Source organism: Variovorax sp. PAMC26660, assembly GCF_014302995.1.
Taxonomy (GTDB): domain Bacteria; phylum Pseudomonadota; class Gammaproteobacteria; order Burkholderiales; family Burkholderiaceae_C; genus Variovorax.
The window spans coordinates 5,461,562-5,474,469 of sequence record NZ_CP060295.1 but is presented as its reverse complement, the minus strand read 5'-3'; the positions used below and the strand labels follow the sequence as shown (position 1 = coordinate 5,474,469).

General features: G+C 67.1%; 12 protein-coding genes. 6 read left to right on the top strand and 6 right to left on the bottom strand.

All coding sequences use genetic code 11. The annotated features are described in order from the left end of the window. Positions 1-104: 104 nt before the first annotated feature. The 6 genes from H7F35_RS25820 to H7F35_RS25795 all read right to left on the bottom strand — a co-directional run bounded on the left by H7F35_RS25820 (position 105) and on the right by H7F35_RS25795 (position 5,101). Positions 105-1,097 carry a FecR family protein gene (locus H7F35_RS25820; protein ID WP_187109396.1) on the bottom strand — a complete coding sequence of 331 codons (993 nt, stop codon included), beginning with the start codon at positions 1,095-1,097 and terminating at the stop codon, positions 105-107. A 30-nt stretch (positions 1,098-1,127) separates the two neighbouring features. Further along, positions 1,128-1,676: an RNA polymerase sigma factor gene (locus H7F35_RS25815; protein ID WP_187109395.1), complete on the bottom strand. Its 549-nt coding sequence runs from the start codon at positions 1,674-1,676 to the stop codon at positions 1,128-1,130. A 10-nt stretch (positions 1,677-1,686) separates the two neighbouring features. Beyond that, positions 1,687-2,409, bottom strand: coding sequence for a secretin and TonB N-terminal domain-containing protein (locus H7F35_RS25810; RefSeq protein ID WP_187109394.1), 723 nt, complete (start codon positions 2,407-2,409; stop codon positions 1,687-1,689). A 647-nt stretch (positions 2,410-3,056) separates the two neighbouring features. After that, positions 3,057-3,806: a DUF4303 domain-containing protein gene (locus tag H7F35_RS25805; RefSeq protein ID WP_187109393.1), complete on the bottom strand. Its 750-nt coding sequence runs from the start codon at positions 3,804-3,806 to the stop codon at positions 3,057-3,059. Positions 3,807-3,908: 102 nt separating this feature from the next. After that, the gene (locus H7F35_RS25800; RefSeq protein ID WP_187109392.1) at positions 3,909-4,325 is read right to left on the bottom strand and encodes a hypothetical protein; all 417 of its coding nucleotides are present in this window, start codon (positions 4,323-4,325) and stop codon (positions 3,909-3,911) included. Beyond that, positions 4,322-5,101, bottom strand: a complete 780-nt coding sequence (locus H7F35_RS25795) for a tRNA-uridine aminocarboxypropyltransferase (RefSeq protein WP_187109391.1) — start codon at positions 5,099-5,101, stop codon at positions 4,322-4,324. Before H7F35_RS25795 ends, H7F35_RS25800 begins: the two co-directional genes overlap by 4 nt. Before the next feature lie 108 nt (positions 5,102-5,209). On the opposite strand from H7F35_RS25795, the gene H7F35_RS25790 reads away from it, so the two are divergent. From H7F35_RS25790 to H7F35_RS25765, 6 genes are all read left to right on the top strand, one after another. Beyond that, positions 5,210-7,213, top strand: a complete 2,004-nt coding sequence (locus H7F35_RS25790) for a sensor histidine kinase (RefSeq protein ID WP_187109390.1) — start codon at positions 5,210-5,212, stop codon at positions 7,211-7,213. A gap of 13 nt (positions 7,214-7,226) precedes the next feature. Beyond that, the gene (locus tag H7F35_RS25785) at positions 7,227-8,447 is read left to right on the top strand and encodes a helix-turn-helix domain-containing protein (RefSeq protein WP_187109389.1); all 1,221 of its coding nucleotides are present in this window, start codon (positions 7,227-7,229) and stop codon (positions 8,445-8,447) included. Between the two features lie 47 nt (positions 8,448-8,494). Further along, positions 8,495-9,178 carry a hypothetical protein gene (locus H7F35_RS25780; RefSeq protein WP_187109388.1) on the top strand — a complete coding sequence of 228 codons (684 nt, stop codon included), beginning with the start codon at positions 8,495-8,497 and terminating at the stop codon, positions 9,176-9,178. 147 nt (positions 9,179-9,325) lie between these two features. Beyond that, positions 9,326-10,117, top strand: a complete 792-nt coding sequence (locus H7F35_RS25775) for a DUF899 domain-containing protein (RefSeq protein ID WP_187109387.1) — start codon at positions 9,326-9,328, stop codon at positions 10,115-10,117. 31 nt (positions 10,118-10,148) lie between these two features. Continuing rightward, on the top strand, positions 10,149-10,721 hold the full coding sequence (locus tag H7F35_RS25770; protein WP_187109386.1) for a hypothetical protein: 573 nt from the start codon (positions 10,149-10,151) through the stop codon (positions 10,719-10,721). Positions 10,722-10,856: 135 nt separating this feature from the next. Further along, positions 10,857-12,875: a beta-propeller fold lactonase family protein gene (locus H7F35_RS25765; protein WP_187109385.1), complete on the top strand. Its 2,019-nt coding sequence runs from the start codon at positions 10,857-10,859 to the stop codon at positions 12,873-12,875. Positions 12,876-12,908: the final 33 nt, after the last annotated feature.

The following is a 12,908-nucleotide window of genomic DNA, read 5'->3' as shown; positions in this document are numbered from 1 at the left end:
CACAGAATCTGTGCCCCTCACTGGAGAGACCGGGGGACGCAAACAAAACCGCTAACTTTTTCAATCCTGACCGTGTGCGGGGGCCAATCAAGCTGTCACAAACATCAGCTAAGCAGCAGCACGCCACCGGGCAGCGCACGTGCATCAAGGTCGTACGAGCGCTGGATCTGCACCAGCACCGTGTCGAGCGCGGCAACGGCGAAACGGCCGCTGACCTCGCGGTCTTTCAGGCGCTTGGCCAGCAGCAGCACGCGGCCCGGCCGGTAGCGGTTGATTTCTTCCACCACGCGCGCCAGCGGCGTCTGCCGGAACACCAGCACACCGGTGCGCCACGCCGACACGTCCGCCGGCTGGATGGCGGCGACCTTGCCGAGCGAGTCGGCGTTGTAGATCAGTTGCTGCCCGGCCTCCAGCACGCGCGCGCCGGTTGCATGCGCCACGCGCACGCGGCCTTCGATGCAGGTCACGCAGGCACTGCCGTCGAGATAGCGCACCTCGAAGCGCCCGGCGTCGGCCTCGCTGCGCCCCGCGCCCGCGACCACGTTGAAGGCCTGCCGCGTGGAAGACATGTCGACCGCCGCCTCGCCCGCGATCAGGTCGATGCCGACGGTGCGGCCCTCGACGGTCTGGCGCTGCACGCTGGTCTGCGTGTTCAGCGTCAGGTCGATGCCCTCGGCCAGCGCCACAGAACGCTGCTCGCCGGTGGCCGTGCGGAAGTCGGCATTCCATTCGCTGACCGGGGCCCACAGGCCAAGCGGCGGACAGATCGCGGCAATGCCGGCCACACCCGCTGCGCTCGCAGCCGCACCGAGAAAAGCGCGGCGCGCGACCAACGGCCGGCGCCCCGCCTGCCGATGGCTCGACAGCAGCGCCGGGTTGTTCGCCATCATCTGGCCGATGGCCGGGTCGAGCACCTTCCACAGCCTCTTGGCTTCCACGAACGCCGACGAATGCAGCGGGCTGCTGCCCTGCCAGCGGCGAAAGCCCTCGATGTCGCGCTGCGTGGCCTCGCCGGACGTGAGCCGGCGCAACCAGGCCTGCGCTTCGCGCCGCAGCTGATCCGCCTTGTCGGGCTCGCCGTTGTGTGTCATATCCATGAGACTGTTCTGGGCGCGGGGAACCGCACTTTATTTTTCATGCGGTGCAGACGTCGACGCGGGCATGGCGAGCGGACGGCCCATGCGGGCGGCGCAGTAGTCGTGCGCGTCCTTGAGTTCTTTCTCGACCGTGCGCAGCGAAATCCCGAGCCGCGCCGCCACCTCGCGCTGCGGCAGATGCTCCCAGCGCACCATCACCAATATCTGCCGGCGCCGTGCCGGCATGCGCTCGATCAGCGCGGCCAGCGCGGCCATCTCGGAGCGGTCTTCCGCGATCTGCGCCGGGCCGGGCGCGGGGTCATGCGCCTCTTCGAGCACCGCATCGATTTCTTCGGCGGTGGCCAGCCGGCCCTGCCGGCTCGACTGGTCGTAGGCCAGGTTGACGGCCACGCGCAGCAGGTACGAAGCCGGATCGCGCACGCCGTCGATGTCGTCGCGGCTTTCCAGGCGCAGCCAGGTGTCCTGCAGCGCATCGCCGGCCTGGTCGGCGTTGCCGAGCCGGCGCGCAAGGCGCTGCTTCAGCTCGTCATAGCGCGCGACCAGGAAATTGCGAAGCGCGGGCAGCGCGTTCTCGGGCATCGCAGGCGGCTCAGTGCCGCGCCGCCGGGCATTCGAGCCCCGGCGTTTGCGAGCGCGGAAGAATCAGCATCGTGAGCGGCTGCGCCATGTCGGGCGGCGGCGGCTGTTCGATGCGGATCTGCCGCAGGGTGTCGAGGATCGCGCCGTCGCGTGCGCGGTCGCCGCTGGTGTGCAACAGGAAGGCGTTGGCGATGCGGCCGGTGCCGTCGATCACGAAGCGCATGGCGGTGCGGTAGCTGCCGGGCGCGGTGCGCGGGTTGCCGCAGAAGGCTTCCCAGATGCGGGTTTGAACGAGGCCGTCGTAGCTGCGGTGCACGGGGGCTGCGGGTGCGGCGTCGGGCATCGCGCGGGGCGTGGGCTGCGCGACATCGTTCGATGCGGGCTTGAGCACGAAGACGGCGCTCGACCCGGTGCCGGTGTAGTCGGCGACGAGGCCGGTGCCTTGCAGCAGCGTGTGCAATGCCTCGGTCGGCGTGGCCGATGCCTGCACCGGCGTCGAGTTGCGCCCGGCCACCAGCGCCGCGTCGAAGAACACCGGCAGACCCGTCGCAAGGCCGTACTGCTCCAGCGCCGTTGTCAACGGCTGTCGTGCGATGTCGAAGCGGACGCGCTCATCGGTGCGGTCGCCGCGCGGCGCCACCACCCCGGTCTGCGCCCGCACATTCAAGGCCGCCAGCGTCATGCAGCCCGCCAGCGCAAGCGCGACGGCGGGCGCAGCCAAGCTGCTTGCCAATGTGAAAGTGAAGGGAGGTTCATGCCGCATGAGATCGTCGATACGCCCGGCGAAGGCCGCCGCCCGGCGGGGGCATGTTCAAGCGGATGCTAGTGACGCTTCGTGACGGTCGAATGACTTCGCGTGGCGCGACGTGGGTTCAGCGCCTGTGCGGGCTCAGGGTGCGCCGGGCCCCGCTCTCCATCAACGTGCACCGAGACATGGCGTCGGATGGTTCTGGCAATAGTCCAGGTACGCCCGCACGATGCTGGACGGGTGACGGTGCGACGGATAGAGCCGTATTTTTCAGGGCGGAAAAAGATGGAGCCCCGCAACTCCCGATGTCACCAGCAAACCACCGGAAGTAGTTCGTTCTTTTGTCCAGACTGGCTCGCACGAAGAGAAAGCCTGATTCGGCATTGCACAGCGCGTCGACTGGAATACCAGCCGCTCTCAGGGCCGCGATCTCCTCGCTGGCGCTCATGTCGCCTGGCAGCTTCAAACTGACGATTGCGCTGTGGAATGCCTTCGTTCCCATTTGCTTTTCCCTTTTTGCAGGGAGGCAAGTGGACATCGAAACTGCACCGGGGTGCCATACCCGATTCAGCCTAGGTCAATCGGTGAACCCGGTCATCCGCAGGCGGACATCGTTGATCCGCCAGAGGGCCTCATTCGCAGAGCTTGATCCAGCGTTCGAGTCGACGCACCACGCGCGGCGTGTTGAGTCGACCGATCGAGCCTTCCATATCCTCCGTGCCTTCGCTTTGGCACAGCAGCACCACCTCTTCGCGCACGTCGCCGGCGCCAAAGAAGCCTTCGCGGTCGAGTTGCTCCATCGCGGCGATGCAAGCCTCGAAGAGGCCGGCGTACAAGACGTCGAATTCAACGTTGCAAGGCAAGTCGCTGCGGTGGCAAGCCAGGATCATGCGGTAGGCGATGTCGAGAAATTCGCCGCCCTCTGTGTGTGGCCACTCGGCGAAGCACCAGACCTCGCTTTCATCGTCCATCTCGCCCGGTGCGCCCAGGGCAAGATGGCTGACGGCGTGGACGATGGTCATCGCGCCGTCGTCGCTGCCCAGCGCGAAGAGGCGGATCGTCTCGTCGGGGTGGGCCGCGCGGATGGCCTGGAAGGCGCGGCGAGCGCCTTCGCGAATTTCGGCGGTGAGCAGGGGGAAGTCGAGGCGGTCGGGATCGTGCGTGCCTTGGCGCACCCGCCTGTAGCCCTGAGCCTCGATCTCGCGGTTGCGCTGCGCGAGGGCATCCTTCGCGGCTTGCGGACTGGCGAACTCGGTGACCATGGTGCGCCCCATGGTCTTCGTCTTGCCGTTCGCGGACCACAGCGAACGACCGAATTGGCGCAGTTCGTGGAAGTCGGTGGGCACCTCGTTGTCGAAACGGTAGAACAGTGACCAGGTCATGGACGGGAGAACTCTTTCTTCTGGTGGACTGTAGCCGGCTGAGGTACCGGTCGTCTTTCCGGACAGGGGCACATCAGGGGGCTCGAGGCCCCGCAGAAGCACTCAAATGCGCGGGAAGCCGTTGCGACGAGCAAGCCACAGCACCGAAGCAAGCATCAGCACAAGCCCGCTGACAGCCTCGCACCAGATGGTGAGATTCGTTGCAAGCGTGTGCTCGGAACAAAGGGCCAGCGTGTAGTGAGCGAGGCCGTCGAGCCCCAAGGCCCCGTAGGCGCCGACAAGAACAACGCCCAACGCATGAAGACCGAGCCGCGCAACGAGGAGACCGGCAACGCCCAGGCTGGTGATGGCCAACCAGGCAAGGTACACATGCTCTCGGGTCAGCCAACCCGGCATGTTGGGATAGAAGGCGATGAACTCGGCGTTGTGGGCAAAGTGCGCCAGGCTGGCGATGAAATACACGGCGACGAGCACCCACATGTGCATGGGGAAAAGTGATCTCTTGTGCATGGCGCTCATTGTGTGGCAGGCGGAAAAGCGGCAGCACCCTCTTCGCGGGACAAGACAGACACCTCGCGCAATCGCTGGTGTGCAGCGCCGTCCCACGCAATGGGCTGCTGGTTCTTCGCACGCAGATAGTGGTGGGTGAATACCGCCAAATAGGCCTGCAGCGTTTGCTCGGCAACATGCTCGCCCGCCAGGCGCATGCACAGGGCGGCGACCTCACTGGTGCAGAAGTGGTCATCGCGGCCGGAGTTGCGCAGCTTGTACTGCGATGCCTGTTCCGGCTCCAGGCTCAGCACCGGCAACGGGTCCAGGTAGGGGCTTCTGCTGAACATCTTGCGTGCCTCGGCCCAGGTTCCGTCCAGCAGGATGAACAGTGGGCGTTTTCCGGTCTCGCCACGAATAGGCTCGGGCGACTGGACGGCGCGCACCACCCGCTCGGGCGCCGCGTATTGCCCCGGGAACACCACATAGGGTTGCCATTGCGGATCGCTCAACAGCGCCAGAAGCGCGGGGTCTGTTTCGGTACGCGCCCAGCCGAAGGCGAAGGTATCGGCCACCACGTCGGCGATCAGCCAGCCCGTGTTGCTCGGCTTGAGCGGCTCAATGTCGGCCATGAGCAGGCACACCCCTGCGCGTGTGTCTACCGACGGACGCAAGCTGCACATGCAGTGGGTGGGCAGGAGCCGGCAGCCGGCACAGCGCTCGCGCTTGAAACCGCCACGGGCGAGAAAAGGCTTGGCACTGCGCGCCAGACGGGCGGCACGCAGGAGAGAAACGGCGTGGGGCATGACGAAGATTCTCGGGCATGCCTTCATCGAGGGCACCGCACGCTCGATTGCAGGTCACAAGAACCCGCGACAAGACGTTGGATTGGTCGAGGACATAATTGTGTCCTGATGAAACCGCCCCCCGTTGCCCTTGGCCGTCGTACCACGCTGGGCAGCAAGGGCTGTGGGTGGGTTGCCCGATGGATCATCGCGAAGCTGTGGCTGGCGCTGGCGCTGTTCGCCTTGCCTTGGGCCCACGCCGATGACTTGCCAACGCACGATGGCGCCGTCCACTTCACGCAGGCTGAATTGCTGTCCGTTCCCGGCGTGGGCTATTCCGCCCCTGCGCGGCTTGTCGAAGACGCCGGGCTTCCAGCCGACGGATGGAAGCTGGTCAGCCTCCCCTATACAGCCCCGCGCGAACTCGTCCCCACATCGTCGGGCGCCGTGCAAACCGTCTCCGACTGGTATCGCATCGATCTGAGCAGGCTCGCGCCATCGACACAGCAGCGCCTTCTCTACCTTCCGCGCTGGAAGACCCTGGGCCACATTGCGGTGTACGGCGACGGTGTCCTGCTCTATCAGTCGCATGGCAGCCCCGTGCACAACGGTTTCAACCGTCCGCTGCTGCTGCCGTTGAACGCAACGGCCGATACGCCTGCACCGGCGACCGTGCTGATTCGCGTCAACCGCCTGCGCAGCAGCGGGAGCGGATTCTCGACCTTGTGGGTGGGCGACCAGGCTTCATTGAACTGGCGCTACCAGATTCGCCAATTGCTGCAGGTGCAGTTGCCGTTCATGGGCAGCGCCGCGTTCCTGGCGGTCGGTGCATTCGCGTTCGCGGTGTGGGTGGGTAAAAGGCGCGAGTCGCTCTACCTGCTGTTCTTCGCCATCTCGGCCACCGCCTTCCTGCGGATGCTTCACTACTACGTGAGCGGCGATTACCTTCCGGTCTCGGACGAGTGGTTCGAATGGATCACCGTTGCGTCCATGCTCTGGCTGATCATCCTCATCCACCTGTTCCTGCAACGCCTGCACAAGCAGCCCTCGGCCTGGCTGACCCGTTTTTCGTTGACCCTGACACTGGTCTGCAACATCGCGACGCTGCCTCATGTGTCGGCGTCGATCGCCAGTCTCTACCTGTTCACGCCCCTGCTCAACCTGACGGTGTTGCCCATCGCTGTGCTGATCTTTGCGGTGAACTTGCGCAAGGCGTTGCGCGCGAAATTTCCCGAAGGGCGGCTGGTGGCGGGCTGGGCTGTCCTGACCGTCGCATTCACCTCCTATGACGGGCTCCTGCAAAACAACCTTGTCAGCGCGGAGAGCGTGTACACCTCGCCCTACGCCATCATCGGCCTGTTCTTCATCTTCTCGTACATCATGTTCCAGCGGTACACGGGCGCATTCGCCGAGGTGGGCCGCCTGAACACCGGGCTGGCCCAGCGCCTGCAGGAGCGCGAAGCCGAACTGGAGCAAAGCTACCAGCGGCTGCGCGTGATCGAGAACCAGCACATGCTCAGCGCCGAGCGCCGCCGCCTCATGCAGGACATGCACGACGGCCTGGGTTCGTCGCTGACCAGCGCCATCCGCTCCGTCGAGCGAGGCGCCATGAACGACGCCGAAATCTCCGGCGTGCTCAAAGGCTGCATGGACGACCTGAAGCTGGCGATCGACTCCATGGAGAGCGTGGACGCCGATCTGCTTTTGCTGCTGGCAACCTTGCGCTTTCGCCTGGCGCCGCGCATCGAGAGCGCTGGCGTTGCGCTGCGCTGGGAAGTGCAGACCGTGCCCGCGCTGCCCTGGCTGGACCCGAGCAGCGCGCTGCACATCTTGCGGATCATGCAGGAGTGCATTGCCAACGTGCTGCGCCACACGCGGGCCACCATCATCACCTTCAGCACCGCAACGGATGACGAGGGTGTGCGCGTGGTGATCGAAGACAACGGCACGGGCTTCGCCGTGGACGAGGCCCTGCACCGACATGGCCGGGGGCTGCGCAACCAGCAGCAGCGCGCGCTGGCAATCGGCGGCACCGTGAACTGGGAATCGGGCAGCACCGGGACCCGCTTCACGCTCTGGCTGCCCCTTCACATCGGGGCGGATGCCGAAGGCCCCTTTCAGGCCCGGGGCTGATCGCACCGTCTCCATGGATTCCCTGATCGCCGCTTCCGCACGCGCCCTCGCTGCCGGCGATGCGCTCGGCGCCCTCAAGCGGGTCGCCCTGCGCGACGATCCACCGGCCCTGGCCCTGCGCGGCATCGCCATGGCCCAGCTTGGCGAGCATCCACGCGCGCGCGAACTGCTTCGGCGCGCTGCCCGCGGTTTCGGCGCGCACGAGGAGCTGGCACGCGCGCGCTGCGTCGTCGCCGAAGCCGAAGTGGCGCTGGCCATGCGCGACATCGGCGGCTCGCCGCGCGCACTGGCGGCGGCCTCGGCCACGCTGGAAGCGCATGGCGACCGTGCCAACGCGCTGCAGGCCCGGCTGATCGCGGCGCGCAAGCTCTTGTTGATCGGCCGCCTCGACGAGGCCACGGCCGCACTGGCACAGCTCGATGTGCGTGGCCTGCCGCCATCGCTCGCCGCAGTGGCCGAGCTGGCTGCGGCAGAACTGTCGCTGCGTTCCCTGCACGTCGACGCGGCACGGGAATCACTCGCCCGTGCGCACGAGGCAGCCGACCGCGCGCGCGTGCCGGCGCTGCTGGCCGAGGTGGCGGAAGCGCGGGCCGCGCTCGATCGCCCCGCCGCCCGGCGCCTTCTCGCCGATGGCGAACAGCCGCTGCGCCTCGATGAAGTCGCAGCACTGCTGGCCTCCAACGCGCTGGTGGTCGACGCGTGCCGTCGCGGCGTGGGCACTGGAGATACGTGGCGGCCATTGGCACGGCGGCCGGTGCTGTTCGCGCTGGCGCGCGCGCTCGCCGAGGCATGGCCCGGCGATGTCGACCGGGAAGCCTTGATCGCCTGCGCGTTCCGCACCCGCCACCCCGACGAAACGCATCGAGCGCGCCTGCGGGTCGAGATCGGCCGGCTGCGCGCACTCGTCAAGGCCCTCGCGCAGATCGAGGCCACTGCGCAGGGCTTTGTCCTCAAGCCGCTCGGCGCGCGCGATGTCGTCGTGCTGGCCCCCCCCATCGACGGCGACCAGGCCTCGCTGGTGGCGCTGCTCTCCGACGGCGCGGCCTGGTCGACGTCGGCCCTGGCGCTGGCCCTTGGCGCCAGCCAGCGCACCGTGCAGCGCGCACTGGTCGAGCTGGAATCCGCCGGGCGCGTGCGCGCCATCGGGCGGGCGCGGGCACAGCGCTGGCTGGCGCCGCCGCTGGCCGGATTCACGACGATCTTGTTACTCCCCGCTGCGCTGCCGATTGAATAGAGTTGTCCCCAAGGCGCCGATCCGAGGCGCACCACAAGGAGCCGACGATGACGAGCAGCAAGACAGGCAGCAAGAACAGTTTTCAGGCCACCGTGCAAGCGGCCGAGATCGTGCGCGAATACGGCCCTTTCGCCGGCGCCGACAACGTGGGCGGCGTGACCCACGACGGCCAGCGCGTCTGGGCTGCCGTCGGCGCCCACCTGATCGCCTTCGACCCTGAAAGCGGCGAGACCACGCGCACGCTGGACCGTGCGGCCGACGCCGGCACCGCGTTCGACGGCACGCACCTGTACCAGATCGCCGAGCAGCGCATCGACAAGATCGATCCGGTCACCGGCCACGTGCTCGCATCGATTCCCGCGCCCGGCCACGGGGCCGATTCGGGGCTCACCTGGGCCGAAGGCAGCCTGTGGGTAGGGCAGTACCGCGACCGCAAGATCCACCAGATCGATCCGGCGACCGGCGCGGTCTTGCGCACCATCGAGTCCAACCGCTTCGTCACCGGCGTGACCTGGGTTGACGGCGAGCTGTGGCACGGCACCTGGGAGGCCGAGGAAAGCGACATCCGCCGCATCGACCCGAAGAGCGGCGCGGTACTGGAGCGGCTGGAAATGCCGCACGGCATCGGTGTCAGCGGGCTGGAGTCCGATGGCGCCGGCCTCTTCTACTGCGGCGGCGGAGGCAGCGGAAAAGTCCGCGCCGTGCGGCGCCCGAAAGCCACCAGGGCCTGATCCCCACCCGGCGCGCAAGGTGACAACGCACCCGCGCTGACAACCCCCTTTCGGTTCAACCGACCGAAGACGAGCGCGCCGGCCGCCAGGCAGGCGGAGCCGCGCATGAACGACCCTCGAACGGCCCGTCGGGCCAAGGAGCCACTCATGAACACAGCCATTGCCGAAACAAGCACAGTGAAGAACCACCCCGTCGTGTCGAAGGACCGGTGGCTTGCCCAGCGCAAAGCACTGCTGGCGCGCGAAAAGGAACTGACGCATTTGCGCGACCAGATCGCCCGCGAGCGCCGTGCCTTGCCATGGACGCGCGTCGAGAAGAACTACAGCTTCGACACGCCCGAGGGTCGGCGCTCGCTGGCCGAGCTCTTCGAGGGCCGCCGCCAGTTGCTGGTGCAGCACTTCATGCTCGGCCCGGAGTGGGAACAAGGGTGCCCGAGCTGTTCCTTCATGTCCGACCACATCGAAGGCATGAACGTGCACCTGGCGCACCGCGACATCACGCTGCGGGTCGTCTCGCGCGCGCCGCTGGCCGAGATCGAGCGCTTTCGCCAACGCATGGGCTGGCAGTTCAAGTGGGTGTCGGCGCATGACAGCGACTTCAACTACGACTTCGGCGTCAGCTTCAAGCCGCAGGAGTGGGCCGAGGGCAAGGGCGAGGTCCTCTACAACTACAGCGTGCGGCCCTTCCCTGCGCAGGAAGCACCCGGCATCAGCGTGTTCTACAAGGACGACGCGGGCGAGGTCTTCCACACCTACTCGACCTACGAACGCGGCGTGGAAGTGATGATGGGCACGTACAGCCTGATCGACCTCACGCCGAAGGGCCGCGACGAACCCAACCCCGTCTACGCCATGGATTGGGTGCGGCACCACGACCGCTATGAACCGGCCCCCATCGCGAAGCCCGAGGCCGGTTCGTGCTGTCACGCCTCCACCTGAACGGCGTGCGGCCTGAACGCGCGGGAATGTCATGGCAAGCCTTTGGCCCTGGCTGGTGATCGCAGGGGTCGGTGCCCTGCACGGACTGAACCCCGCCACCGGCTGGATGTTCGCCGCCGCCTGGGGCCTGCGCTCGCACGACCGGGCGCAGGCGCTGCGTGCCCTGCTGCCTATCGCGATCGGGCATGCCACATCGGTTGCGCTGGTGGCCGGCGCCGTGGCCTACGGCCTGTCGATGGACCGGCTTGTGCTACAGGCGCTGGCGGGCGGGCTGTTCGTCGTTGCGGCGATGGTTCACCTGTGGGGACGCACGGCGCGGCATGTGCGCGCACCGGCGGGACATGCCGGGCTGGCGCTGTGGTCCTTCATGACGGCCACCGCGCACGGCGCCGGGCTGATGCTGGTGCCGGCGCTGGTCCCGCTGTGCATGGGAGACGCATCGGCACGGGAGATCACCGCATCGGGCTCGCTGATGCTGGCGCTCGCGGCTGTCGGCGTTCACACGGCGGCGATGCTGGCCACCACGGGCCTGATCGCCGCCGGGGCGTGCCGGGGTTTCGATGCCGGAACGCGCTGGCTCAGGCGGCTGCGTGCAGGGACCTGAGCGCAACTGACAGATCTCGACGATGGGTGCAATTCACCGCACCTGTCATTGCACTTGTCATTGGACTTTAGTCCAATGCGCAGCGCAGGCAGACTGCCTAGGATCGCGGCCTCACTCGGTTCCACAGGCTGCTCCATGCCCACGCTCTTGCTTTCATCCAGCCACGCCCGTGCGCTGTTTTCCGTGTTGGGCAATGCCTGTACCTTCTTGCGCAACGCGATCGCGAGAGCGGCCCTGATGGCTCTGTTCGTCCTTGTGGGCGGCGTGCTCGCGGGCTGCGGTGGCAGTGGCAGCGGCAGTGGCAGTGGCGGCCTCCCGTTCCTGCCGGTCACGCCGCCGGTGACACCGCCACCGCCTCCCGGCGCCACCTACCCTGTCAGTGGCACTGTCGCGGGACTGCAGGGCAGCGGACTGGTGCTGCAGAACAATGCGGGCGACGACTTGCCAGTCGCAGCCGACGGCGTTGTCCGCTTCGCTGTTCCCGTGGCCAGCGGCGCAAGGTATGCAGTGACGGTGAAGGCCCAGCCGACGAATTCCGCCCAGACCTGCACCGTCAACAACGGCAGCGGCACCGTGGTGGACGTGGCGATTGCCGATGTCGCCGTGGTGTGTTCGGTCAACAGCTACAAGGTCGGTGGTGCCGTCACGGGCCTGCAGGGTGGCGGACTCGTCTTGCAGAACAACGCGGGCGATGACCAGTCCGTTGCTGCCGATGGCGCATTTGAGTTCACCGCGCCCGTCGCCAGCGCAGCCGGCTACGCGGTGACGGTGAAGACACAGCCCACGGCGCCTTCGCAAACCTGCACCGTCAACAATGCCAGCGCCACGGTGGGCGATGCCGATGTCAAAACAGTCCAGGTCATCTGCGCAACCAACAGCTACACCATCAGCGGCACGATCAGCGGATTGAGGGGGCGCGGCCTGGTGCTGCAGAACAACGCGGGCGATGACCTTGCCTTGTCCTATTCGGTCAACGGCACTTTCAGCTTCACCACGCCAGTGGCCAGCGCAGCAGGTTATGCGGTGACCGTGAAAACCCAACCTCAGTTCCTGAACCAGGTCTGCACCGTCAGCAATGGCCGTGGGACGGTGGTATCGGCGGCTGTGACGTCAGTAGGAGTAAGTTGCGTGAGTTCGGCACCGTCGGCGCGCTTCGCATATGTGGCAAATCAGGCCTCCGACACCGTGTCGGCCTACACCGTCGATGCCACCACGGGAGCCCTGAGCGCGATGGTCCCGCCGACGGTGCCGGCACCGGGCCAACCGTACGCCCTCACCGTGGACCCCACGAGCCGATTTGCCTACGTGGCGAACATCAACTCCAACACCGTGTCGGCCTACACCATCGATTCCGCCACGGGCGCCCTGAGCCTGATAGCCGGGCCGGCGGTGCCGACAGGGATCTCCCCGATCTCCGTCACCGTGGACCCCACGGGCCGGTTTGCCTATGTGGCGAATCTCAACTCCAACACCGTGTCGGCCTATGCCATCGATGCCATCACGGGCGCCCTGAGCCCGATGGCCGTGCCGACGGTGCCGACAGGCGGGAGCCCGTACGTCGTCACCGTGGAACCCACGGGCCGGTTTGCCTATGTGGCGAATGCAGGTTCCCGCACCGTGTCGGCCTACACCATCGATACCGCCACGGGCGCGCTGAGCCCGATGGCCGTGTCGACGGTGCCGACAGGCGGGAGCCCGTACACCGTCACCGTGGAACCCACGGGCCGGTTTGTCTATGTGGCGAATGCCGATTCCGACACCGTGTCGACCTACACCATCGATGCCGCCACGGGCGCCCTGAGCCCCGTGGCCGAGCCGACGGTGGCGACAGGGCGTCTCCCTTCCGCCGTCGCCGTAGACCCCACGGGCCGATTTGCCTATGTGGCGAATTGGAATTCCGACACCGTGTCGACCTACACCATCGATGCCGCCACGGGCAGGCTGAGCCCGATGGCCGGGCTGACGGTGCCGACAGGGAACCGCCCGTACGCCGTCACCGTGGACCCCTCGGGCCGGTTTGCCTATTTGGCGAATGTCGGTTCCAACACCGTGTCGGCTTACACCATCGATGCCGCCACGGGCGCCCTGAGTCCGATGGCCCCGCCGACGGCGGCGGCGGGGCTCTTCCCGAGGAGCATTGCGCTTTCAAGGTGATCCTGTTGGCCTGAGGTCCAGGTCAGGCCAGTG